The following is a 23,978-nucleotide window of genomic DNA, read 5'->3' as shown; positions in this document are numbered from 1 at the left end:
CGGTTCTCCTTGGTTCCCTGTTCGGGAGGTTGGTCCTGGAAACCCGATTCTCTCGGATTCCACTGGCGAACCGCCGCCTTCAACCTTCAACTACGCCTGGGACATTGCCCAAGGATGTCGTTACGCCTGCTGCGGCACCTGTGCGCCTGAACCACAGCGCAAGGTTGTGAAGGCGGAAGGTTTGAGTTTCCCAGGTCGTCTCGTGACCAACTTTGGAGAGGATCGCCTCGAGCGCCGCAGCGTTTTCTTTCCCCGAGAAGTTCTCTGCGCAATACTGGACGTTCTTTTCGCGAACCAGGTCAAGAACCGTCTTGTCCTTCAGGATATTGACGAGCGCTTTGTACCAGGACAAGGGTTTGGCGGAATCGTGCACAAAAACTGCATTGCCGCGATCCAGAATGCGATCGTATGGCTCTGTATCGGGCAGCACGGGAGCGGCGTTCATGATTAGCGCGGACATGAGCGGATGCAAGGTCTTATAAGCATTGTTGACCGTCGCACTGGGCGCGTGCACTAGCAGATCGGGAGCATGCCTCGCGAAACGGCGCATCGCGAAAACATAGTCAGATTCGAATGGGATGAGTGTTACCCTTAAGTTCGCTGGGGTATTCTCGATCAGAGACATGTACTCGTCTTCGCTTGGGGCCGGCGCAACAAGGTGAACGTTCCGACCGTCGCTCGCCAGTTTTTGGATAGCAGGAAACACGATCTCCCATAGCCCCTTTGCACGATGAGATCCTGTTGCACAGGCAATGACCAACTCTCCCGGCCGCTTGTCTTCGTAATAGTCGATGAACATTGATCGCTGGTCATGACAAGCAACGGGGAATAGGTGGAGTTTGTCGTGCAGTATCTCTTCTTCGAAGTATTCAAGTAGATTTTTGCTGGATAACAACACCCCATCGAAACGAGCAAGATCTTTCCGATATTGCTCGGGACGATAGTTTTCATTGCCGCTAGGCAATTCCCCAGTTTTCGCGAGCAACGTGAGGTTGTCGTCCAGGAAGTAATACATCGGCACTTTCATGGCGCGCGCTGCAGCTATCCAGGCGCTGAACGCATTGATGTGACGTACGAAAATCACAAAGCTAGCGCGCGCAAGTTCCTCAACGCCGTATCCGGAATTTGCCGAAATAATGCGAACCCGCTTGGCGACTTCCGGCGGAAGCATGTTGAAGTACAGATACGTCGAAGCGTCGTAGTTCAGCGTCACGACAAGAATGTAACCCAAGCCATGAGTCGAGCCCGGGGCGCCAGGAAGCGTCCAACCGCGAGGTTGCGCATGCTTCACCGCAAGGCCATGTGACACGCTTTGGGTAGTCGATCCGTGGGAAGGGTCCGACGCCATGACTTCATAGTCGGGCATATTGGACGGTCGCAAACGCTCGTTTCGAGCGGTGTGCATCCATTCATTGACTGCCCAGTTATCAAGCACATAGGTGTGACCTAGGCTATCGTTGGTGATCGGACCTTCCTCTATGCCAACCGCCACGTCGACGGCCTTAACTTCGTATCGCTCGGCAATGCGGCGCCAGAGATCCCAATCGCATAGACGCGCAATGAGGACGTGAGGATCATAGAATCCGACATCCTCAATGATTTCCTTGCTCAACAGTACGCCATTGTTCGGGATGAAGTTTTCGATGCGCAGCATGCCTTGCGAGCGGGGGGTGCCGAGCCGAGTCGTCACGATATCGCCCGTAGCGTCGTTGCGCAGAGACATTTCGACGTGCCCATAAATCATGGCGTATGGCGACTTCGTCGATGCTTCGAATAGCTTTTCAAGCGCATCTTCGTTAAACATGGTGTCATCGAACGCAAAAGCAATTCGATCAGACCGAGCCTTAAGATAGCCCTCATATTCTGAAACCGCGGGCAGGCCGATATTCTTGGGGTGGCGCAGTGAGCTGACGCGGCCGTCTTTTCCCAGAAACTCTTTGGTCTGTTCAGCGGTTCCATCCGTGCTCGCGTCATCGATGATGATCAGCTCAATGTCTTTGAGTGTCTGCGACAGGATCGATTCGACGCATCGTCGAAACATGCCACTCTGTGCGCGCCTATATGCAGGCAGCAATACAGAGATTTTGGGCTTGTGAGACGGATCATAGTCCTTCCCCGGCGTCCAAACGGTGTCGCGAATAAGATCTTTGACCAGCATCGTGAGGGCTCTCAGTTCGAGTTTATACGGCGCGGATTCTACATCAGTAGCCGCGCCGTACCGGTTTATGCTATTTACATGAGGTCTTTGACGAGCGGCGCCAACACTGCAGCCTGGCGCTGAGCCTTGATTTGAAGCACGAAGTTGTCTGGGTAAATCCCTGCCGTGTAGTGCGAGCACAGATTCGGGATCGTCTGCAGGTATTCGTACTGCTTGACGATCGGCACGTTGTACTGCGCGGCGACGCTATTCATCACAGAAACGTAGTTCGCGAGATACGGGCGGCTGTCGTCGCAAACCGGGCCCGGCTCCTCCAGCACAGCAACCTTCCCTGCTGCTCTGACGGCTTGAATCCATGCAATAAGCGCGTCGGTGTACGGTCCAAGCGATTGTGACAGATCGTCATTGACCGCGTGAGCGTCCAGCACGATCTGCGCTTGCGATGACTTGATGCGCTGGGCGAACGGAGGGCCACCGCCGTCGAGGCCATTCATCATGTTCAGAAGCGTGCTCGACGTCCCACCCGATGCCCTGTTGTCGACCGTTACCGTACTGCCAAACTGCGCCTGCAGAAGCGTCTGTGTATCAAACGGCTCGCTCTGCGGGTTGGGCGCATAGAACGGCGGCGAAACTCCATACATCGCATCGTCGCCATGAATCTCGATCAGGACCGCTTTGGCGGCCGCCGGATCACTTGCTGGCGTAGAAGCGGCCGGCTCCGAAGCAACAGGCACTGATGCTGCGGGTGTAGATGCAGCAACCGGAGCTGATGCCTCAGAGGATGGGGTGGTTGGTGATACCAGCGCAGGCGCAACAGCCTTCACAACTGCCGTGTCAGCGGGCTTTTCGCCGCCGCAGGCTGCCAGACATGCGGTCAGTCCTGCGACGAGCCATCTTCTCCAGTGGTCTCCGACAGATCCACCATGCCGCCGACTTTGCGCATTCGAGCCAAGACGCGCTCGATGTCTTCTGGGGGCAGCACTAGACGAGCCATCGCGAAGAAGAGCATGTGCATGCCCATGTCGCGCTTGTTGTTCTCGTCCGTTGATAGATACCGTCGCCACTGCCGTCCGCTCGCAAGCCCGAACAGTTCGGCCATTTCGCCGCTGCTCTTGCCCAGTTCGTTCTTCAGCCTTTCCAGGTCTTCTGGGAGTGGCGGCTTGTAGGTCATCGATGGTTCCAGAGGCGCAGAAATGCGCACGAAGAGAGTTCTTCATTTGATGTCGTTCCTTGTCGGAGTGTCGAACCACACGAAGTGCGCGGCTCATTGAGGCGAATCTTAGTACCCATAGGGTACGTTGTCAACACCAAATAAACATGACCGGCCACATTTGTGGCTTTTTCTTTTTCTGAATCGGGGCCTTGATGGACTTCCTTTCCGCTGGCGTAGGCGGCGCTGTCGCCACTGGTGTTTTCTCTGTCTTCGGATGGGTGCTTAAGCGCTCGATAGCGCAACTGGACGAAAAGATGCGATCGCACGACGAGGCGCTGAAAACACAGAGCAAGGAAATCTCCGATTACAAGCTCCACGTCGCCGAAACATACGCACCAAACGCCGCAATGGAAAAGGCGATGGACCGCTTCAGCAAGTCAATCGATGCCGTCTTCAAGAAGTTGGAATCGATGGATGAGAAGTTCGACCGGCGCCTCGATTCCAAGGCCGACAAGTAACAACCCGCTTCGGCGGGTTTTTTATTGGGCGCTCACATGACCCCTCAAGACTTCATCGCCGCTATCTCGCCGGCCGCTAAAGCCTTCGCAAAGACAACCAAGATTCCCGCCAGTTTCACTGTCGCACAAGCGGCCCTTGAATCAGCATGGGGGGCGCACTGCCCAGGCTTCAATCTGTTCGGCATCAAGGCTGATCCATCATGGAAGGGGCCCGTCACGTCGCAGATCACAAATGAAGTGGTCAATGGCAAGACGATCACCATCACGGCCAAATTCCGCGCGTACAACGACTGGCTGGGCTCGATCAACGATCACGCGCAGTTCCTGTTGACGAACAAGCGGTATCAGCCTGCGTTCGCTTACACGACCGGTGCTCTCTTTGCCCAAGCTGTGGCAGCAGCCGGTTACGCGACAGATCCGCTTTACGCCCAGAAGATCGTTTCGATCATCAAGAAGTACGGGCTCTCGTCGCTCGACATGGCCTGAAATATCCGCCCCACAGCTATTCCGCATTTATCCGCATACCGGCTAAACGACAAATACAGCCAGTAGGCTGTTCACAGGATTCTCATGGCCATCACGACAAACTCGGGCGTTGGCTCTTTCAGCTTCACGATCAAGCAGGGCGGCGATTTCTCGCTGTCGCTAACCTGGCTTGACGACAATGGCGCGCCGATGAACCTGACGGGCTATTCAATGGCCCTGTCTATTGCGCGCGGTGTCGGACTCACTCCGATGCTGACTGTCTCGAGCACGGCATCAGCGGGTAGCAGGATTGTCCTGGGCGGAACTGCGGGGACTATCGACGTCATTCTCGCTGACGCCGATACCTCTTCACTCACGTCGACCGGCCTGCCCTCCCTTCCAACGTTGACGAATTACCCCGTCTTCAGGCTCGGTCTGTACGACCTGAAATACACCGACCCGAGCGGGAATGTCGGCTATCTGCTCGAGGGCATCGTTTCGCTTGATCCGAGGACAACCGTATGAGTTCGCTATCCATCAGCGTGAATGGCGGGACGATTCAGGTTGTGCAGCTCGGCACGTTGAGTGCCGCGGTCAATCAGCAGATCACCCAGGCCGTATCGGCTTCTGCTGCAAGCGCTAGTGCCGCAGCGGCCAGCGCGTCCAGTGCCTCGTCGACCGTGGGCACGGCACTAGCCGCATTGCTGCCTCAAAACCTTCTGGAATGGGCGTATTCGAGCGCCTTCCGGCTTGTGTCCGCGACACGCGACGCCAACGAGGCAATCGTTACAGCAAGCATCGTCTGGCCGGATGGCGGAACTGGAACATTCACGACCGACACCGCCAGCACGGCATTCCCGGGCGCCATCGACGCATGGCATGCGACCTACGTCAACGGAAACGTGACGCACACGGTCACTCAGCCGGCAGTCACTCGAGACTCTAACGGCGCCGTTACGGCTCAGCCCGCTATCACCATCACTTGAGGTAACACATGGGGATTCTTGACGCGCCGAGCCTGAGTAAATCAGTTGCAGATGCTCGATATGCGCCGCTGACCGTCAGCCGATTGCATGAGAATGCAGTCGCAGCGCTCGGCGATAGCCGGACTGACATGGTCTCGGACGCCTTCATTTCGACGGCGCCCACAATCACGCAGTTTGCGGCCAACGGTTATCTGAACTGGGCCCGCTTTCTCTCAGGCCAGCGCTTCCACTTCGACGATACTCTGAACTTCGGCAAATCGGGCGACACCATCGCGCAGTGCGCAGCGCGCGTGCCGAACGTCATTGCGTCGGGCGTGAGCCGCTGCTTCGTGCTGATCGGAACGAACGACCTGGCGGTGACACCCATTGCGACGATGATCGACCAGTGGACGAACCAGATCATCATTCCGTTGCAGAGGGCCGGTATTCAGCCGATTGTCCTTCTTGAATATCCCCGCGTCGGCATCACGGCCTATGCGTTGGGCGTCAAGAATCAGTTCAACGACTACATCCGCCGCTTTGCGCAGGCTCAGCATGCAGTCCCCTCGTCCGTGCGCTGCATCCTGATTGACGCGCAGGACTACATGGAGGATTACGCCGGTGCGGCCGGCAGCGCGCTGAGCGATCGTCTATACGACGGTACGCATCCGAGCATGATCGGTGCGTACTGGCTGGGCAAGGCGATTTCGGACGTGATCACACAGTTGTGGCCGCCGCGCCGCTTTTCGTGCAGCCCGGCCGATCTCTATGACTCAACCAACAACCCGCGCGGCATCCTGAACGCCAACCCGGCGTTGCTCGGTACCGCCGGGCTGCTCGTGGCAAACACGGGCGTGACACCAACCGGCCAGATCGCGACGGGATTCAAGCTGTACCGCGGCGCGGGGACCTCCACGTCGCTCACGTTCTCCGGCGCAAAGGAAAACCCTCGTACCGATGGCCCAACTTCGGGGGAGCGTCAGCGCGTCACGGTGAATATCACTGGCGTGGGATCGTCCGCAGAAACGTACATCCTTCAGCCGACGACCAACCCTTCGGCGTATGTCGCCGCGGGAACCACGGTCGAGCTTTCATGCGCAGTCCAGTTCGTATCGGCTCCGGTCAACCTGATCGGCCTTGAATTGCAGATGGCCGAAATCGGCCCAGCAACGCCTCATCAGGCGGTCGATATGGTGCGGCAAACCAGTTTCAAGATGCCCGCCATTGCGGTGTCTGGTCGGCTACGAACCCCTCCATTCCCGCTGCAATCTGGCGTGACATCGATAAGCAGTTACGTTCGCATGGTGTTCGATGCGAGCAGCGGATCGGCGAGTGGGGATGTGTATTTCTCAGACTTCCAGATGCGGCCGGTTGTTTAACAAAACGCACTTCAGACAAGCCGCCCGCGAGGCGGTTTTTTTACGCCTATGGAAAACGAACACGAGCATAAGGCTGTCGCATCCGAGGATATTTTCTATCCCGATCACGACGCGCGCACGGAATCGAAGACCTTCCTGAAGACCAAGCGCGACGGCAAGAAAGCTGGCCTGCGTTGCGCCATTACTGGGCAGTCTGAAGATGTCGAGTATCACCACGCCACGCTCGAATATGCATTTCAGAATGCTGTGCGATGGGACATCGTGAAGGGCATTGCGCTCGGCACGGTTAAGGAACTCCCCGTTCTCGATCCATACACCTGGGAGCCGACCGGCGAAATGGCGCCCGTCGAAGGCTTCCTGATCTTCTGGATTGTCGAGTTCTTCAAGTGGCGCGGCTTTGACTTCGAAGCGTTCGATCCCGCTTTCCCTGAAACATTCGTTGATAGCGCGCAGGCGATGCTGGTACTCCACAAGCACCTGCATCGCGAGAAGAACCACGGCGTGCACGCGATCACTGGCCCGATCTTTTTACTGCAAGCCTTCCCATTCGTAGACGGCTTTGTGTTCAGCCCTGACGAGCTCGAAGCGCGTCACAAAACCAAGGAGTAACCATGTACAAGGCAATGATTAGCGGCGGCCTGACGGTCAGTGCTGCCGACCTGATTCCGACCGTAGATTGGGCGCTGCACGGCTTTCATGGCTCGGTCCCGGCAAATCTCTCTGGCCTGATTGCCGGCGCGATCGTGGCCGCTATCCATGCTGGCTATAACGCATGGGCCGCCCGTTCAGCAGCCAAGCAAGTCCCCGCCGCGCAGTAATCCTACCGCTACAACTCCCGTAAAGGCTCACCAAATGAAGATGCTGCGTATCGCGGCAGGCCTAGCCCTGTCCGCTTGCTTTGCCATGCTCGTTGCCTGCAACTCGCTGCCGACCGTTCAACAGCAATTCCAGACCGGCTGCACGATCGTCAACGGCGATCTCGCGATCATTGCTGCTTCGCCCCTGCTCAACGCAGAGCAACAGTCCGCAATCACGAACACCATCCTGCCCGCCAATCAGGCGATCTGCAAGGCAGGCGGCACGCTGAACGTGACCGATCTGAAGTTGTTTCATGACTCGCTGCTGCCGGCCGCGATTGCGATTGTTCAGGGCGTCCCGGCGTTGCCGAATCAGCCCGCAATCCTGCTCGGCCTCCAGACGTTCGGCCCGATGGTTCAGGCGCTGGTCGATCAGCTCATCGCGACGGCTGTTCCGGCCTCGGCTCCGGTCGCGGCGAGCCAGTAATGTCGCCGCTGGACTACGCAAAGCTCGCACAGGAGGCATACACCGCCAAGCCAGACATTGGCGATCCGGATAGCGCCTCTCGAGCGATTGTCAGGCAGACATCGGCGGGGCTTTGCGTCGCCTTTCCGGGAACGGACAATGCAGATTGCTGGGGCGCGGATTTCGACGTGCTGCCCGTCGCGGTGCCCGGAGCTGGCGAGGTTCACCGCGGGTTTCTCGATGCATGGCGAGCTATCTCAGTTTCGGTGCTCGCCGCTGTCGCTGGGCGGCCGGTAACGCTCGTCGGACACAGTCTAGGCGCGGCCATTGCGCTGATGGCCGCCATGGACATGACCGTATCGGGCAATCCGCCGGCCGCCGTGTTCGGATTCGAGCCGCCGCGCGTGAGCCCCGATCTAACCATCCGGACGCTACTCGCGAAGGTCCCGGTTCATCTCTATAAGAATGGACTGGACTTGGTTCCAGACGTCCCGCCAGGGTGGCATCACGCCGGGTTGCTGACGCATATCGGCAAACCCGTGCTGCCGTTTCCCAATGTGCGTGACCACTCGATTGCGCGAGTCATTGCCGCGCTAGCTTGATGCACAGGTCGGCCCTTCGTGGGTCGGCCCTCGCCATTCCTCGGCGGAATATGCAGCCTTGATCCTCGCGCGAAACAGAGCGTCGCCCTCCTCGTAGTGCTCGAAATAGTCGTTCCAGAAGTAGCCGTCCTTCGGCTCATGCGACACCATGCGCACAAAGCGCGGTGTCGGATCGTTCATCAGTTCGTCTAGCGTCACACCCCCTCCTTTCAGTACTTTTCCAAAGAGTGCTGAAACACCCCTCTCTATTCGCCCGTTCGCGGCGATCAATATTCCCACCGAAACTGAAAGTCCTGCACTTCCCGGACGTTACTCTCACCAAGCGGAACCATCGAATTCCAGTCAATCTCGAATGTCTTGATCTCGCCTCGATGCCAGACCGTGATGCAAGACTTCGGGCCGGCGTGATAGCCCCGTATTGGCGTGCAGCCGGGCCATCCGAGCGCTAAGAAGTCCAGCGTTTCATCATCCATTCGGACTGGCCAGAACCATGACGAGCTGTAGGGCTCCGGCGCGATCGTCTTATATAGGTCGATTTCTACGACTCCCATTAGTCCTCCCGCCCCATGAGCGCACATCACTTACCCGCTTTCTGCGGCGCATCAAACTTCATCCCCATAAACACTGGCCACATAGCAACGCATCATTGCGATTAGGGGTGTCGGTCCAATCTGCAGGTGCGTATCTTCGTTTTCATTCTTCGTGATCAAAAAAGCCGAATAAACGCCATCTCCAGGTCCTGACCTGTATGCGATATGGTTTTTTATAATGGGCGCGGCTGCATCCCAATCCGTCGAATAACTGATTGCGACCGTGGGTTGATTCGTCATTCCCACGCGGCCCTCAAATCGAAGCGCACGCTTCACCTGATAGTCAAGTCTAGGTCCTTCCAGTTCCGATACCTTCACACTTCCTCCCCATGGCCTGCCGTTCGGCAGCGCGTCAAATCCCTTTCCCATCCCCAAAGAATTCGGCGGCCCTTCGATCTTCTTCGGCAGTCGTCCCGAAGAACCGTGCTACAGCAGCTGCGCTTTTTACTTCGACTACAAGCGTTCCCCTCATCCGCGACATGCGGAAATCAGGCCGCTTCGCGCGTCGCTGAAGTTGGCGAATTTTCATCGTTTGGCTACCTCCCCCAGATCCCGGCCGTCCTTGGTCTCGCCAGACCTCCATCCCCACGCCAGAGCCAGCTTCGCCCATGCTTCGTCCTTCGGGCAGCCTGTGACCGCGCAAAAATGCTGAAAGTCATCGTCCAGCGTATGCCCGTGCTCGTTCCGCTTGGTCCGGTCGGGCAGAACGACTTCCAGAATCGCTTCAGGGTTGCTGTACTCGAACATGGCGTCACCTCCTCGCCTTGCGACCAGCATGATTCGGGCCTTCGCCTCGTCTATTCGTCCTTCTCGCCTCGCATCAGAGCGCCAAGCCCAGGATAAAACACATCGCAACGCACGTTGAAGTTGCTCGCGTTTCTGTTGGGACACGGCGCTACTTGTTCGGCAAGGTCCGGAATCCCCAGGTCAGGTCCGAATTGCCGGATCAGTCCTTCGAGTCGATACCTGCCGTGCCGGTCGCAACGCGTGCAAGCCAGTTCGATATGCGTCGCTCTAGCTGCCACATCGGATAGGCAGACTGCTCCGTTTTTCATGGGGGTATTCGAGCGATAAACGATGGGAATCTGGCCGTTCCAATAGTATACCTATGCTTCTATGGTATACGCGACTCATTGCGAGATCGCTGAAAGCCTTGCTGTGTAAGGTGGCGGAGAGAGGGGGATTCGAACCCCCGATAGGCTATTAACCTATACACGCTTTCCAGGCGTGCGACTTAAACCGCTCATCCATCTCTCCGCGGGGAGCCGAATTATAGCAAACTTCGCGCCGTCCGCCAGACCCTCATGAGAAACGTGTCTATGGATGGCGAATGTAGTCCACCAGCGCCTTCGTATAAGCATCCGGCTTGTGATCCAGCAGACTCACGCCGATCGCCACCAGAAAGCCCGCCGGCACGCCGAACACGCCCGAGCTGATCGGCTCGATGCCGAACCAGCGGGGTCCCGCAAAGCCCGTCATCTGCGCGAAGAAGGGATACGTCGAGACAATGTAGTAGATGCACACCAGCAGCCCCGCGAGCATGCCCGCCACCGCGCCGAGGCGCGTCGTGCGCTTCCAGAACACACCGAGCACGAGCACCGGAAAGAGGCTCGACGCCGCGAGCGAAAACGCCGCGCCCACCAGAAACAGAATATTGCCCGTATTCAGCGACGCCACATACGACGCGAACAGCGCCACGCCCAGCAGCAGAATCTTCGAAATCGTCACGCGCCGCTGACTCGACGCGCCGGGGTCGACCATGTGGTAATACACGTCGTGCGACAAAGCATTGGCGATCGTGAGCAGCAAACCATCGGCCGTGGACAGCGCCGCCGCCAGCGCGCCCGCCGCGATCAGCCCGGACATCACGTACGGCAGGCCCGCAATTTCCGGCGCGGCCAGCACCACCATGTCGGGCTGCATCTGAACCTCGCTCCATCGCACGATGCCGTCGCCGTTCGTATCCGCAAGACTGATCAGGGTCGGCTCGACCCTGCGCCATTGCGTGAGCCACTGCGGCAAATCGGCGAAGTGATGTCCCACCAGATTCGTCAGAATCTCGTACTTGATCAGCACCGCGAGCACCGGCACGGTCACGTAGAACATCGCCACAAAAAACAGCGTCCAGCCGACGGAGCGCCGCGCCGACGCCACCGACGTCGTCGTGTTATAGCGCGTCAGAATGTGCGGCAGGCTCGCCGTGCCGAGCGACAGGCACAGCAGCAGCGAAAGAAAATTGCGCTCATGCATGCGCCGGTCGTCATCGGCGGCAGCCGGAAACGGCTCGTGCATCGGCAGCGGCGGCGCCGCGCGCAGCAGCATTTCGTCGCGCTGCTGGGTCCACACCACCTGCGCGGCGGCGGCATCGCGCGGAAACTGCTCGAGCGCTTTCTCGCGCTCCTTGATCTCGCGCAGCGGACCATTGCGGCGCCGCAGGTCGGCGACCTGCTGCGTGAGCCGCAGTTTTTCTTCGACGAATGAATGCGGCAGCATGTCGAGCCGTTGCTGCATCAGCGCGGCCCGGCGGCGATAGTCGTCGCGCACGGTCTGCTCGAGCGGCTCGTCGCGCACCTGTTTCTCGAGACTCTCCATGCGCTCCATCAGGCGGCCGTAACTCAGCTGCGGCACCCAGCCGAGACCGTCCTTATGCGCAATCATCGAAACCGGAATCAGAATCGCGGCGATCAGAATGATGTACTGCGCGACCTGCGTCCACGTCACCGCGCGCATGCCGCCCAGAAACGAGCACACGAGTATGCCCGCGAGCCCGCAGAAAATGCCGACGGCGAAGTCGACGCCAATGAAGCGCGTCGCAATGAGGCCGACGCCCTGGATCTGCGCGACGAGATAGACGAACGAACACAGAATCGCCGATAAGGCCGCGAGCGCACGCACCGCATTGCTCGAAAAACGCGTGCCGAGGAAATCCGGAATGGTGTAGCGCGCGAGCTTGCGCACGTACGGCGCGAGCAAAAACGCCACGAGGCAATAGCCGCCCGTCCAGCCCATCAGATAAGCAAGGCCGTCGTAGCCCGTGGCGTAAATGGAGCCGGCGAGGCCGATGAACGATGCCGCCGACAGCCAGTCGGCCGCAGTCGCCATGCCGTTAAACGCCGACGGCACGCGCCGCCCGGCCACGTAATACTCGACGAGATCTGACGTGCGCGACAGCAAACCGATCACCGCGTACACGGCAATCGGCACGAACAGGAACACATAGCCGATCCACATGCCCGGACCCGTGGTGCGCTCGATGCGCCACATCACGTAGATGAAAAGCAGGAAGCCGAGCGTATAGAACGCGTACGAGCGGATGAGCCGGTTCGTGAGCTTCATCGGCTCAGGATCCGCGCGCGCCGGAATCCGCCGCGGCCTGGCGCTTCGTCGTTAAACTTTCATGGGCGGCATTCGTGTCATTCGCGGGGCTGGCACCACTCGCACCATTCGCACCATTCGCACCATTCGCACCATTCGCACCATTCGCACCATTCGCACCATTCGCACGATTCGCACCGTTCGCACCATTCGCACCGTTCGCGCCGCCATTCTCCACGTGAGTGGCAACAGCTTGCGCGAGCGCGTCGGCGTCGGCTTCGAAGGCGCGTTGCAACTGGCGGTCGGCGCGCTGCATCGACACAATGTAGACGACGATCAGCGCAAGATAGATCAGGATTGCGCCTTGGGCGCCGAAATAGAACGGCAAGCTGAAGCCGGCAAAGCGCACGTCCGCGAGCGCGGGCGCGGCAAGCGGCAACAGGAACGACACCGCGAAGCCGACCGTCATCAACGCGGCAATCAGCGCAAGATTGAAACGCCAGTACTTCCGGTGCGCGCGCGCCAACGCCTCCGAGACCGCGGGCGGTTCGGGCGCAGGATTGTGCGTGGCGTGAGGGATGGAGTGCGGCGCGGCCATGCGCCTATGTATCAAAAAGGCACCGCACAGGCAATTAGGATTGTCCGCGCGATGCCGGATGGCGGCGCCGGGCGACAGGCGCGTCGCTCGACACGCCCCACCCTTTCATAGGCGCCGCAACCGCGTACCAAGCCTTACAGCGACTCGCCGAGCTGGTCCAGAATGGCCGGATTCTCCAGCGTGGAGACGTCCTGCGTGATCGCCTCGCCCTTGGCGAGCGAACGCAACAGACGGCGCATGATCTTGCCCGAGCGCGTTTTCGGCAGATTCTCGCCGAAGCGAATGTCCTTCGGCTTCGCGATCGGGCCGATTTCCTTGCCGACCCAGTTGCGCAGTTCGTTGGCGAGCTTGACCGCCTCCTCGCCTTCCGGACGCGCGCGCTTCAACACGACGAAGGCGCACACCGCTTCACCGGTCGTCGCATCCGGACGGCCCACCACCGCGGCTTCGGCGACGATCGGGTTCGACACCAGCGCCGACTCGATCTCCATCGTGCCGAGACGGTGACCGGACACGTTCAGCACGTCGTCGATGCGGCCCATGATCGTGAAGTAGCCGGTTTCCTTGTCGCGCACGGCGCCGTCGCCCGCGAGATACAGCTTGCCGCCCAGCTCCTCGGGGAAATAGCTCTTCTTGTAGCGGTCCGGATCGCCCCAGACGTTGCGCAACATGGAAGGCCAGGGCCGCTTCACCACGAGAATGCCGCCCTGCCCGTTCGGCACGTCCTGGCCCGTTTCGTCGACGACCGCGGCCATGATGCCCGGCAGCGGCAGCGTGCACGAACCCGGCACGAGCGGCGTGGCGCCCGGCAGCGGCGTAATCATGTGACCGCCGGTTTCGGTTTGCCACCACGTATCGACAATCGGGCAACGTCCGCCGCCGACATTCTCGTGATACCAGACCCACGCTTCCGGATTGATCGGCTCGCCTACCGTGCCGATGATGCGCAGTGTAGACAGGTCATAGCTCTTCGGATGCACTTTCTGATCCGCCTCGGACGCCTTGATCAGCGAGCGGATGGCCGTGGGCGCCGTATAGAACAGCGACACCTTGTGCTTCGCGATCATGTCCCAGAAGCGGCCGGCGTTCGGATAGGTGGGCACGCCTTCGAACACGACCTGGGTGCCGCCGAGCGTGAGCGGACCATACGTGATGTAGCTATGGCCGGTGATCCAGCCGATGTCGGCCGTACACCAGAATACGTCGGAGGGCTTCCAGTCGAAGGTCCACTTCATCGTCTGCGCGGCCCACAGCAGATAGCCGCCGGTGCTGTGCTGAACGCCCTTCGGCTTGCCCGTCGACCCCGACGTATACAGGATGAAGAGCGGATGCTCCGCGCCGACCCATTCGGGCGCGCATTGATCGGACTCCGCTTGCGACAGTTCATGCATCCACAGGTCGCGGCCTTCGTTCCATGCGATCTTGCCGCCCGTGCGTTTGTAGACGATCACGCTCTTCACCGCGTCGCAGCCGCCCATGGCGAGCGCTTCGTCGGCGATGTTCTTCAGCGGCAGCGCCTTGCCGCCGCGCATCTGCTCGTCGGACGTCACGAGTGCGACCGCGCCCACGTCGACGAGCCGCTCGTTGAGCGACTTCGACGAGAAGCCGCCGAACACGACCGAATGCGTGGCGCCGATGCGCGCGCAGGCCTGCATCGCGACAATGCCTTCGATCGACATCGGCATGTAGATGACCACGCGATCACCCTTCTTCACGCCGCGTTTTTTCAGCGCGTTCGCAAAGCGCGATACGCGTTGCAGCAGATCCTGATAGGTGACGTTGGTGACGGTGCCGTCGTCCGCCTCGAAGATGATCGCGACGCGCCCGCCGTTGCCCGCTTCCACGTGACGGTCGATGCTGTTGTACGACGCGTTCAGCTGGCCGTCTTCAAACCACGTGTAAAACGGCGCGTTGGATTCGTCCAGCACCTTCGTGAACGGCGTGTTCCAACTGAGCGTTTCGCGGGCAAGACGCCCCCAGAAGCCCTCGTAATCGCGTTCGGCCTCGGCGGCCAGCGCATGGTAAGCGTCCATGCCGGAGATCGTGGCGCCGGCCGCTGTCTCAGCGGAGGGCGGGAAAACACGGCGTTCCTGAAGAACCGATTCAATCGCAGACATCGACAACCCCTTGGTGAAGATGAAAACCTGTGCCGGCGCACACGGGGTGCGCCATGTCATGTTGAGCGCCGCAACCGGCTTGCGATTCACGGCGCGCTGTCTCCCGCCCTCGCGCGAGCGACCCGCGATGGATCGCCACGCCGCGGCCCGCTGCCTCCATCTCATCCATGCGGCCATGCAGCATGAATGTGAATGAGGCCACGTCCGCTCTCGTGTTCAACCATAAGCGGTGCAACTTACCAGCCACTTACGCGCGCCGCGCCGGCATGCCCGCAAAAACCCTAACGCGATTCGTACGACGCTTTCGACGAGGCTCGCCGGCTATTGCTGCACCCGCGTATGGAGGCGCCTGCATCATGCAGCCATTCCATGCCGGATCGAATGCTGCGTTGAAGCGCCTAATACAATGCTAACTGAACTACCTGCTCTGATTCCAGTTTGAATCGCTACGCTGATGATGCAGCTTGCCCGCGAGCGTCGGGACAGTGATGCTGAGCTCAGAGCCGTCCGCGTGTAGAGCCCGCCGCCGCGCGCCCGCCCCGCCCGCCGCGCCGCAGCAAATCGGCCTGACGCTGTACAATAGCGCGCCTGACACGAGCGTCGCCGGCGGCTCGCTGCACTGCCGTCCGCCCGCGCCGCTTCGTGCGCGCCTCGCTTTGCGTGCCGATCCGCGCGCGTGATCCGCACGCGGACCCAGCACATTGGCCCCTGTTCCGTCACCTGCGTTAGATCCGACTCCTGCCTATGTCCGCTTCGCGACCCGACTCCGCGCGCCCGCGCCGCCCCATGCGCCCGCTGCCTGTCATCATCTTCATGAGCCGCTGGCTGCAGGTGCCGCTCTACCTCGGCCTCATCGTCGCCCAGGCTGTCTACGTCGTGCTGTTTCTGAAGGAAGTCTGGCATCTCGTCACGGCGTCCATGACGCTCAACGAAACCAACATCATGCTCGTCGTGCTGGGCCTGATCGACGTGGTCATGATATCGAACCTGCTGATCATGGTAATCATCGGCGGGTATGAAACCTTCGTGTCGCGGCTCGGTGTCGAGGGTCATCCGGACGAACCGGAATGGCTCGACCACGTCAACGCCGGCGTGCTGAAAGTGAAGCTTTCCATGGCGCTCATCAGCATCTCGTCGATCCATTTGCTGAAAACGTTTATCAGCCCGGACCAGAACACCACGCACACTATCATGTGGCAGGTCATCATCCACGTCGCGTTCCTTGTCTCCGCGCTCGTGATGGCTTTTGTCGACCGCCTGACCACGCACACGCATCCCAGCCATTTTCAGGAACCCGCGGACTTGCAGCCGCTGGGTTCCGCCAGTTCCTCTCCCCTGAAAGCGCACGACTGACCGCACAGCCTGCGAACAGAACAATGCGCCACCGTCCCCACCGAGCTTAGCCATGACCGTCATCAAACAGGAAGATCTGATCCAGAGCATTGCTGATTCGCTGCAATACATCAGCTACTACCATCCGCTCGATTACATTCAGGCCTTGGGCCGCGCGTACGAACTCGAACAGAGCCCGGCCGCGAAAGATGCGATTGCGCAGATCCTCACCAACAGCCGCATGTGCGCCGAAGGCAAGCGCCCGATTTGCCAGGACACGGGCATCGTCACCGTATTCGTGAAGGTCGGCATGGACGTGCGCTGGGCGAGCGAGTCCGGTCCGGCGACCATGAGCGTCACGGACATGATCAACGAAGGCGTGCGCCGCGGTTATCTGAATCCGGACAACGTGCTGCGCGCATCGATCGTGAGCCCGCCGGAAGGCGCCCGCAAGAATACGAAGGACAACACGCCGGCCGTGATCCACTACGAGATCGTGCCGGGCGACAAGGTCGACGTGCAGGTCGCGGCCAAGGGCGGCGGCTCGGAGAACAAGTCGAAGTTCGCGATGCTGAATCCGTCGGACTCGATCGTCGACTGGATTCTGAAGACCGTGCCGACCATGGGCGCCGGCTGGTGCCCGCCGGGCATGCTCGGCATCGGCATCGGCGGCACGGCTGAGAAAGCGATGGTCATGGCGAAGGAATCGCTGATGGACCCGATCGACATTCAGGACGTGATCGCACGCGGCCCGAAAGACTGGATCGAAGAACTGCGCGTGGAACTGCACGAGAAGGTCAACGCGCTCGGTATCGGCGCGCAAGGTCTCGGCGGTCTTGCCACCGTGCTCGACGTGAAGATCATGGCTGCGCCCACGCACGCCGCCTCCAAGCCGATCGCGATCATCCCGAACTGCGCGGCCACGCGCCACGCCCACTTCACACTGGACGGCTCGGGCGTCGCCAAGCTCGAAGCGCCCTCGCTCGACGCATGGCCAAAGGTGCAGTGGGAACCGAACACGGAAACCAGCCAGCGCGTCGACCTGAATACGCTGACGCCGGAAGAAGTCGCTTCGTGGAAGCCGGGCCAGACGCTGCTGCTGTCGGGCAAGATGCTGACGGGCCGCGACGCCGCGCATAAGCGCATCGCCGACATGCTGGCCAAGGGCGAAAAGCTGCCGGTCGACTTCACGAACCGCGTGATCTATTACGTCGGCCCGGTCGATCCGGTGCGCGACGAAGCGGTCGGCCCCGCAGGCCCCACCACCGCCACGCGCATGGACAAGTTCACCGAGACCATGCTCGCGCAAACCGGCCTCATTTCGATGATCGGCAAGGCCGAGCGCGGCCCGGTCGCCATCGAGGCCATCAAGAAGCACAAGGCCGCGTATCTGATGGCCGTGGGCGGCGCCGCGTATCTCGTGTCGAAGGCCATTCGCAGCGCGAAGGTGCTCGCATTCGAAGATCTCGGCATGGAAGCCATCTACGAATTCGACGTGCAGGATATGCCGGTCACGGTCGCGGTCGATTCGAACGGCACGTCCGTGCACCAGACCGGCCCGAAGGAATGGCAGGCGAAAATCGGCAAGATTCCGGTCGCCACGGCCTGATTCGCTGCTCGCGCGCATAGCGTGTCATGACAAGCCGGGGCCACTGTCCCGGCTTTTTTCATGGAACGGCATGCATGGCGTGCAACGCCCGGAACGACGTCAAAAGATGTTCTGTCCGCTTGGCTTTTTCAGGTATGGCGTTTATTGTTGTTGAAAAATTGAAGTTCCCATAAAGGAAAGATCATGCAAGGCGACAAGAAAGTTATCGAGTATCTCAACGCGCAGTTGAAGAACGAACTGACCGCGATCAATCAGTATTTCCTGCATGCGCGGATGTACAAGCACTGGGGTCTCGAGAAACTCGGCAAGCATGAATATGACGAGTCGATCGGCGAAATGAAGCACGCCGACTGGCTGATCGAACGGGTTTTCATGCTTGACGGTCTGCCGAATCTGCAAGACCTGCATAAGCTTCTGATCGGCGAGGAAACCAAAGAAATTCTCGAATGCGACCTGAAGCTGGAGCAGATTTCGCAAAGCACCTGCAAGGAAGCCATTGCCTATTGCGAGTCGGTGCGCGATTTCATCTCGCGTGAAATCTTCGTGAAGATTCTCGACGACACCGAAGAACATATCGACTGGCTCGAAACCCAACTCGACCTGATCGACAAGGTCGGCATTCAGAACTACCAGCAAAGCGCCATGGGCTCGGTGGAGTCCTGAACGGATAGCCGGCCAATGCCCGCGCCGGCGCATGACGCTCCTCTTGCGGGATAGCATGCGCCGCGCTGGCGACTTGGTGCCGACTTGGTGCCGACGGGTTGGCGACGGGGTGACGATATACTTGCCGGCTTCACTCGTCACGATTTCCCCCTGATACACCCGACCTGCCACGCTTTGCCTGAACGCGCGCCGCAGTGCCTCCCTCGCCTATGCCCGCAGAATCATCGACTCCGAATGCATCAATCGCTTCTCCTGGCGCCGCTTCGCGCGCGCCGGTCGGCATTTTCGACTCGGGTCTCGGCGGCTTGTCGGTGTTGCGAGCGGTTCGGGCGCAGTCGCCTGACGAGGCGCTGCTGTACGTCGCGGACTCGCTGTACGCGCCGTACGGCGAGCGCGACGACGATTTCATCGCCGACCGCACGCTCGCCATCGGCGAGTGGCTCGTCAAGCAGGGCGCCAAAGCGCTCGTCGTGGCCTGCAATACGGCCACGGCGCAATCCATCGCGCTCGTCCGCGAAAAGCTGCCCATTCCGCTCGTCGGCGTCGAGCCGGGCGTCAAGCCGGCCGCCCTGCAATCCAGAACCCGGGTGGCCGGCGTGTTGGCCACCCAGGTCACGCTGCGCAGCGCCCGCTTCCAGGCACTGCTCGCGCGCTACGCCGCCGATTGCCGCTTTATCTGCCAGCCCGGTCACGGGCTCGTGCAGGCGGTCGAGCGCTGCGACGTCGGTTCGGCGGAGCTGCGCGCGTTGCTCGCCAGCTATCTTCAGCCGATGCTCGAGGCCGGTGCCGATACGCTCGTGCTCGGCTGCACGCATTATCCGTTTCTCGACGCGGCGATCCGCGACATCGTCGGCGACCGGATGGCGCTCGTCGACACGAGCCTGGCCATTGCCCGTCAGCTCGAGCGCGTGCTCGAGCAGCACGGCATGCGCGCGGCACCGCAAGCGGCGGGCGCCCCGCGGCCCCGCTTCTATTCCACCGACAACGGCACGCATCTGCGGCAACTTGTCGCGACGCTGCTCGACATCGACGCGCACGTCGAACGCGTGCTGATTCCTTCGCGCCGCACCGCGGCGCTGGCCTCGCAGCCCGTCTGAGCGCCTCTGCGACGTGTTTTCTGGGCGAGTTTTCGCCCGGTTTCATGCCGTTTGACCACTTCGCCGGCGCTGCACATCGCCCACCGGGGGGCGCCGCTCAAGCGCCGAAACCCTTCTAAGAGTCTGGTTTTGTTACAAAAATCCGTCCATGGCGCTTGCCAAACGGCTCAAACAAAATGATAATAATTCGCATTAACGTTAGCTATGACGCCTCACCATGATTGTCTGTGTCTGCAAGTCTGTGTCTGACCGAAAGATCCGTGCCTCGATCGCGGAAGGCGTCGACTCGTTCGACGAGTTGCAGTTCGAACTCGGCGTAGCCACCTGCTGCGGCAAATGTGCGGACTCGGTGCGCGACGTGATGATGCAAAGCGGCGTATGCGCAAGCCGCTGCGGCTTCGAGCACCATCAGCAGCCCACGGCTATGCCGGTGACGTTTTACGAACGCAAAGCGGCGTAAGCGCGGCTCCGGCATGCGGCCCAAGGCCGCATGATCCGCCTGCAGCGCCGCTTCCGCTCCCCGCCTTGCTGGCTGAGCCACCGCCAGTGAGTTAATCCACTGCCGTCAGCAAGCCAGTTCGCTACCAGCCAGCTACCGCTCGTCCGTCAAAGGAGTTCAGATGGAATTGCTGATTGGTTTCGTGACCACCTTGTGTATCTCGCTGCTGATCTTCCGAACATGACCATGTTTTGTCGCGCATGCTGCATCCACAGCGCGCTGTCACGCTAACATGCAGGCTTCGCATACCGTTTCAGCCGGCGCCGCGCCGGCTTCGTCCACTCGAATGAATCCCCGCGTGCTGACTGCAACCGCCCTAGTTGCGGCGGTTCACGTCGTGTTGCTCGCCGTGATCCTGACGCTGCGCCATGAGCCGGCGCAGCCGGCGCTCGAGTCGCGCGTGATGACCGCTCAATTGCTGCCGCCCGCGCCTCTTGCCGCGCCGGCCGTGGTGCAGTCGGTCGCGCCGCCGCCGCCCACGCCCGCGCCGCCGGTTCGCAGCAAGCCGAAGGTGCAGCCGAAGCTGGCGCAAAAGCCCGCTCCTGCTCCGTTGCACGAGGCGCCTGCGCCGTCGCCTGCACCCGTCGCGGCCGCGCAACCGGCTCCGCCGACACTGCCGGCGCCGGCCGCTCCGGCGACGCCGCCCGCCGCGCCCGCCATCGGCCGTCAGACAATGGACATCGCCGCGCCGAAAAACGTCTCGCACCTCGACTGCAACATCGCGAAGCCCGACTACCCGGCGCTGTCGCGCCGTCGCGGCGAAACCGGCACCGCGTACGTGAAGTTCGTGGTCGGTCTCACCGGCAAGCTCGAGAACATCGAATTGAAGAAGAGCAGCGGCTTCAGCCGTCTCGACGACGCCGCGCTCGCCGCCGCGCATGCGAGCGCGTGCAAGCCCTATCTCGAATACGGCCAGCCCGTGCGGGCCGCCTACACTCAGCCTTACAACTTCAATCTGGAAGATTGAAGCGGATTTCAAAATAAAGGAATGGCAATGCAAAACTACGGATTGGCGCACGTGTGGGCGCAAGGGGATTTCGTCACGCGCGGCATCGCGCTCGCCTTGCTGGTGATGTCGGTGATGTCGTGGAGCGTGATCGTCATCAAGGGCTGGAACGTGATGCGCCTGAACCGCCTCACGAAAAATGCGGAACAGGCGTTCTGGCATTCGGACGACCTCGCCGACGGCGTCAAGAAACTCGGCGCCGGCTCGTCCACGCCGCATGACAACCCGTTCCTCGCCCTTGCGCTGTCGGGTCAGGAAGCGGCCGATCATCATCACCAGACGCAGCCGCATCTGCACGATCGCATGGACGTGTCCGACTGGGTCACGCGCTGCCTGAAGGACACCATGGACGAAAGCGTCGCGCGCATGCAGAGCGGTCTGGCGATTCTCGCTTCGGTCGGCAGCACCGCGCCTTTCGTGGGTCTGTTCGGCACCGTGTGGGGCATTTATCACGCGCTGCTTGCCATCGGCGCGAGCGGCCAGTCGTCGATCGATCAGGTGGCCGGTCCTGTCGGCGAAGCGCTCATCATGACCGCATTCGGTCTCTTCGTTGCGATTCCGGCCGTGCTCGGCTATAACGCTCTCACGCGTGCGAACAAGGCGATCGTCGCCAAGCTGAGCCGCTTCGCGCATGGCCTGCACGCCTTCTTCGTAACAGGCGCGCGCCTGTCCTCCACCAAGCGCGACGGGCTGCGTCTCGCCACGCGCGCCAACTGAAGCGCCCACTGAACGACGAGGCACAGAGATGGCAATGAGCCCCTTCGCCGGCGACGATGACGACGGCCTGATGAACGAAATCAACATGACGCCGCTCGTCGACGTCATGTTGGTTCTCCTGATCGTTTTCATGGTGACGATTCCCGTGATCCGCCACGCAGTGAAAATCGACCTGCCGCATGCAAGCAGTCAGAAGGAAGACACGAAGCCGGCACAGGTGACCGTCGCGGTCGACGCCGATGGCAACGTGCTGTGGAACGACAAAAAAGTTGACGAAGCGCAGTTGAGCGCGAAAATTGCAGAGACCGCGCAGGCGAATCCGCAACCGGAGCTGCACCTCGATGCGGACCGCAAAGTGCCTTACGAAAAAGTCGCGCAAGTCATGTCGGCGGCGCAGGCAGGCGGTCTGACGAAGATCGGATTCGTCACGCAGCCCAAAGGCAAGTGAGTGTTTCGCGGCGGTCGCCAGTGCGGGCCGCGCCGCTCCGTGAAGTGAAGAAAAGCCCTTGAAACAGGGGCTGAAAAGTAAAAGGCCTTCATCGTCAGATGAAGGCCTTTTTTTGTGCGCGCTCGGCGCCTTCGGGCGGCGGGATCATTTGCCATCGGTCGAAGACTGCTGGCTCGGATCACCGCATGCGACAGCCGTGCTCGACACGGACAGCGCGGTCAGCCCTATCAGGCTCGCTATGATAGCGGCCATGAGTTTTCGCATAAGAGACTCCTTAGCGAAGGGATTTCAATATAGCGCCGCGAGCTCGCGCATTCAAGCAAACGCTCATTGAAAGTACTCATGACAGGCCGCGCTTCAATGCTAAAAGCGATGCCGCAACGCGCGCGATCTGCTAGGAAGCGATTGCCACCGAGGTTCGCAAGACAGCCGATTCCGCGCGCACCGGGCATTCACGCATGATGTGCTTACCTTCATTGGGATCGAGCATCTCGACCAGATAGTCGACGAACGCGCGCACGGCCGGCACCATGCCCTGCCGCGACACGAAGACGGCGTACAACTGCGGCGCCGGAAAGGTCCAGCCGGGCATGACGGGCGACAACTGCCCGGCGCGCAAGGCGGCGCCGTACATCATCTCCGGCAAGGCGGCGATGCCGACGCCTGCGAGTACCGCTTCGCGAATCGTCGAGAGATCCGCGGTCACGAGACGCGGTTCGTGCTCGTGCGCGTGACGGCTGCCGTCGGGCGCAATCAGGTTGTAGACGTGCCGGCCGTCGCTCGTGGGGACGTCGAGCGTTTCGAAGCGCGACAGGTCGTCTGGCTGCAACGGCGGCGCATTCTGCTGCAACAGACTTGGCGCGCCCACCAGCATCTGCTGCGTGCGCCACAGCGGGCGCACGACAATGTTGGCGTTTTCCGGCGGATCCGAGCGCACGCGCAAGGCGACGTCGATTGAATCTTCGAACAGATCGACCACCCGATTCGTCACCCGCATGACGACGCGCACTTCCGGATAGCGGTGCATGAATTCCGGCAGGATCGTCGACAGAATGGTCTGCGAAATCGTGACGGGCACGCTCACGCGCACGGTGCCGCGTGGTGACGAGCGCAGCTGCTGCACGACGTTGACGGCCGCCTGTGCCTCGTCGAGCATCGCCTGGCAGTGCTGGTAGAACAGTTGGCCGGCCTCCGTGAGCGCGAGCTTGCGCGTGGAGCGCTGCAGCAGCCGCACGCCGAGCGACGCCTCGAGTTCGGTCAGGCGCCGCGACAGACGCGACTTGGAAATACCCAGCACGCGCTCGGCGGCGGAGAAACCGCCATGTTCGACGACCTGCGAGAAATACATCAGGTCATTCAGGTTGTGTGAATCGATCTTCATTCATCGTTCCAGTAATAGAACAATCCATTGCTGATGGCGGCTGGCACCCCGAAAAACGGTCCCTATAATAGCTCCATGTTTCAAAAATAACGCTATTCCCGAA

27 protein-coding genes and 1 tRNA gene are annotated in these 23,978 nt (G+C 60.7%); 17 read left to right on the top strand and 11 right to left on the bottom strand.

Features of this window, described 5'->3' with window-relative positions; genetic code table 11:
* Positions 1 to 79: 79 nt before the first annotated feature.
* The 3 genes from HV711_RS27925 to HV711_RS27915 form a co-directional block, all read right to left on the bottom strand.
* Positions 80 to 2,158, bottom strand: coding sequence for a glycosyltransferase (locus tag HV711_RS27925; protein ID WP_035479656.1), 2,079 nt, complete (start codon positions 2,156 to 2,158; stop codon positions 80 to 82).
* A 74-nt stretch (positions 2,159 to 2,232) separates the two neighbouring features.
* A complete protein-coding gene (locus HV711_RS27920; RefSeq protein WP_244142750.1) occupies positions 2,233 to 2,892 on the bottom strand; it encodes an SGNH/GDSL hydrolase family protein in 660 nt (219 codons plus the stop codon).
* Between the two features lie 140 nt (positions 2,893 to 3,032).
* Complete coding sequence (locus tag HV711_RS27915; protein ID WP_035479658.1) at positions 3,033 to 3,329, bottom strand: hypothetical protein; 297 nt, start codon at positions 3,327 to 3,329, stop codon at positions 3,033 to 3,035.
* Between the two features lie 194 nt (positions 3,330 to 3,523).
* Between HV711_RS27915 and HV711_RS27910 the strand changes: the two genes are divergently transcribed.
* From HV711_RS27910 to HV711_RS27870, 9 genes are all read left to right on the top strand, one after another.
* Complete coding sequence (locus HV711_RS27910; RefSeq protein WP_175145395.1) at positions 3,524 to 3,829, top strand: hypothetical protein; 306 nt, start codon at positions 3,524 to 3,526, stop codon at positions 3,827 to 3,829.
* 36 nt (positions 3,830 to 3,865) lie between these two features.
* Positions 3,866 to 4,315: a glycoside hydrolase family 73 protein gene (locus HV711_RS27905; RefSeq protein WP_035479660.1), complete on the top strand. Its 450-nt coding sequence runs from the start codon at positions 3,866 to 3,868 to the stop codon at positions 4,313 to 4,315.
* Positions 4,316 to 4,399: 84 nt separating this feature from the next.
* On the top strand, positions 4,400 to 4,819 hold the full coding sequence (locus tag HV711_RS27900) for a hypothetical protein (protein WP_035479661.1): 420 nt from the start codon (positions 4,400 to 4,402) through the stop codon (positions 4,817 to 4,819).
* Positions 4,816 to 5,280 carry a hypothetical protein gene (locus HV711_RS27895; RefSeq protein ID WP_035479662.1) on the top strand — a complete coding sequence of 155 codons (465 nt, stop codon included), beginning with the start codon at positions 4,816 to 4,818 and terminating at the stop codon, positions 5,278 to 5,280. The genes HV711_RS27900 and HV711_RS27895 overlap by 4 nt, the downstream gene beginning before the upstream one ends.
* An 8-nt stretch (positions 5,281 to 5,288) precedes the next feature.
* Complete coding sequence (locus tag HV711_RS27890) at positions 5,289 to 6,638, top strand: SGNH/GDSL hydrolase family protein (protein WP_082201428.1); 1,350 nt, start codon at positions 5,289 to 5,291, stop codon at positions 6,636 to 6,638.
* 48 nt (positions 6,639 to 6,686) lie between these two features.
* Entirely contained in the window at positions 6,687 to 7,247 is a 561-nt protein-coding gene (locus tag HV711_RS27885) for a hypothetical protein (protein ID WP_035479664.1), read from the top strand.
* Positions 7,248 to 7,249: 2 nt separating this feature from the next.
* Entirely contained in the window at positions 7,250 to 7,456 is a 207-nt protein-coding gene (locus HV711_RS27880) for a hypothetical protein (RefSeq protein ID WP_035479665.1), read from the top strand.
* Between the two features lie 34 nt (positions 7,457 to 7,490).
* Positions 7,491 to 7,922: a hypothetical protein gene (locus tag HV711_RS27875; RefSeq protein ID WP_035479666.1), complete on the top strand. Its 432-nt coding sequence runs from the start codon at positions 7,491 to 7,493 to the stop codon at positions 7,920 to 7,922.
* A complete protein-coding gene (locus HV711_RS27870; protein ID WP_035479667.1) occupies positions 7,922 to 8,503 on the top strand; it encodes a lipase family protein in 582 nt (193 codons plus the stop codon). The genes HV711_RS27875 and HV711_RS27870 overlap by 1 nt, the downstream gene beginning before the upstream one ends.
* Here the strand turns inward: HV711_RS27870 and HV711_RS27865 are convergent.
* From HV711_RS27865 to acs, 7 genes are all read right to left on the bottom strand, one after another.
* Positions 8,495 to 8,701, bottom strand: a complete 207-nt coding sequence (locus HV711_RS27865) for a hypothetical protein (protein WP_035479668.1) — start codon at positions 8,699 to 8,701, stop codon at positions 8,495 to 8,497. The two genes, HV711_RS27870 and HV711_RS27865, sit on opposite strands and share 9 nt — an antisense overlap.
* Before the next feature lie 404 nt (positions 8,702 to 9,105).
* Positions 9,106 to 9,462 carry a phage protein NinX family protein gene (locus HV711_RS34010; RefSeq protein WP_082201429.1) on the bottom strand — a complete coding sequence of 119 codons (357 nt, stop codon included), beginning with the start codon at positions 9,460 to 9,462 and terminating at the stop codon, positions 9,106 to 9,108.
* Positions 9,463 to 9,618: 156 nt separating this feature from the next.
* Positions 9,619 to 9,840, bottom strand: a complete 222-nt coding sequence (locus tag HV711_RS27855; RefSeq protein ID WP_035479670.1) for a hypothetical protein — start codon at positions 9,838 to 9,840, stop codon at positions 9,619 to 9,621.
* Between the two features lie 419 nt (positions 9,841 to 10,259).
* Positions 10,260 to 10,350 (bottom strand) — tRNA-Ser (locus HV711_RS27850).
* A 60-nt stretch (positions 10,351 to 10,410) separates the two neighbouring features.
* Positions 10,411 to 12,429: a sodium:solute symporter family protein gene (locus HV711_RS27845; RefSeq protein ID WP_028362299.1), complete on the bottom strand. Its 2,019-nt coding sequence runs from the start codon at positions 12,427 to 12,429 to the stop codon at positions 10,411 to 10,413.
* Positions 12,430 to 12,433: 4 nt separating this feature from the next.
* Positions 12,434 to 13,006, bottom strand: a complete 573-nt coding sequence (locus HV711_RS34110; RefSeq protein WP_035479673.1) for a DUF4212 domain-containing protein — start codon at positions 13,004 to 13,006, stop codon at positions 12,434 to 12,436.
* A gap of 134 nt (positions 13,007 to 13,140) precedes the next feature.
* Positions 13,141 to 15,123 (bottom strand): acetate--CoA ligase, encoded by a 1,983-nt coding sequence (acs, locus tag HV711_RS27835; protein ID WP_028362301.1) that lies wholly within the window; start codon positions 15,121 to 15,123, stop codon positions 13,141 to 13,143.
* A gap of 786 nt (positions 15,124 to 15,909) precedes the next feature.
* Here acs and HV711_RS27830 point away from each other — a divergent pair.
* The 8 genes from HV711_RS27830 (at position 15,910) to HV711_RS27795 (ending at position 22,494) form a co-directional block, all read left to right on the top strand.
* On the top strand, positions 15,910 to 16,476 hold the full coding sequence (locus HV711_RS27830) for a TIGR00645 family protein (protein WP_035479675.1): 567 nt from the start codon (positions 15,910 to 15,912) through the stop codon (positions 16,474 to 16,476).
* 52 nt (positions 16,477 to 16,528) lie between these two features.
* Complete coding sequence (locus HV711_RS27825; protein ID WP_013587839.1) at positions 16,529 to 18,064, top strand: fumarate hydratase; 1,536 nt, start codon at positions 16,529 to 16,531, stop codon at positions 18,062 to 18,064.
* Positions 18,065 to 18,247: 183 nt separating this feature from the next.
* A complete protein-coding gene (gene bfr, locus HV711_RS27820) occupies positions 18,248 to 18,727 on the top strand; it encodes a bacterioferritin (protein WP_013587838.1) in 480 nt (159 codons plus the stop codon).
* Between the two features lie 209 nt (positions 18,728 to 18,936).
* On the top strand, positions 18,937 to 19,824 hold the full coding sequence (gene murI, locus HV711_RS27815) for a glutamate racemase (RefSeq protein WP_035479677.1): 888 nt from the start codon (positions 18,937 to 18,939) through the stop codon (positions 19,822 to 19,824).
* A gap of 217 nt (positions 19,825 to 20,041) precedes the next feature.
* Entirely contained in the window at positions 20,042 to 20,284 is a 243-nt protein-coding gene (locus HV711_RS27810) for a (2Fe-2S)-binding protein (protein ID WP_013587836.1), read from the top strand.
* A 271-nt stretch (positions 20,285 to 20,555) separates the two neighbouring features.
* Positions 20,556 to 21,290, top strand: coding sequence for an energy transducer TonB (locus tag HV711_RS27805; RefSeq protein ID WP_035479679.1), 735 nt, complete (start codon positions 20,556 to 20,558; stop codon positions 21,288 to 21,290).
* 27 nt (positions 21,291 to 21,317) lie between these two features.
* The gene (locus HV711_RS27800; protein ID WP_035479680.1) at positions 21,318 to 22,046 is read left to right on the top strand and encodes a MotA/TolQ/ExbB proton channel family protein; all 729 of its coding nucleotides are present in this window, start codon (positions 21,318 to 21,320) and stop codon (positions 22,044 to 22,046) included.
* Positions 22,047 to 22,074: 28 nt separating this feature from the next.
* A complete protein-coding gene (locus HV711_RS27795; protein WP_035479683.1) occupies positions 22,075 to 22,494 on the top strand; it encodes an ExbD/TolR family protein in 420 nt (139 codons plus the stop codon).
* A gap of 394 nt (positions 22,495 to 22,888) precedes the next feature.
* Here HV711_RS27795 and HV711_RS27790 read toward each other — a convergent pair whose 3' ends face one another.
* Positions 22,889 to 23,875: a LysR family transcriptional regulator gene (locus HV711_RS27790; protein WP_015002201.1), complete on the bottom strand. Its 987-nt coding sequence runs from the start codon at positions 23,873 to 23,875 to the stop codon at positions 22,889 to 22,891.
* Between the last annotated feature and the right edge of the window lie 103 nt (positions 23,876 to 23,978).

The organism is Paraburkholderia phenoliruptrix, assembly GCF_902859825.1.
GTDB lineage: Bacteria > Pseudomonadota > Gammaproteobacteria > Burkholderiales > Burkholderiaceae > Paraburkholderia > Paraburkholderia phenoliruptrix.
Note: the sequence above shows the minus strand (reverse complement) of the source record. Positions and strands in the feature narration are given on the sequence as shown.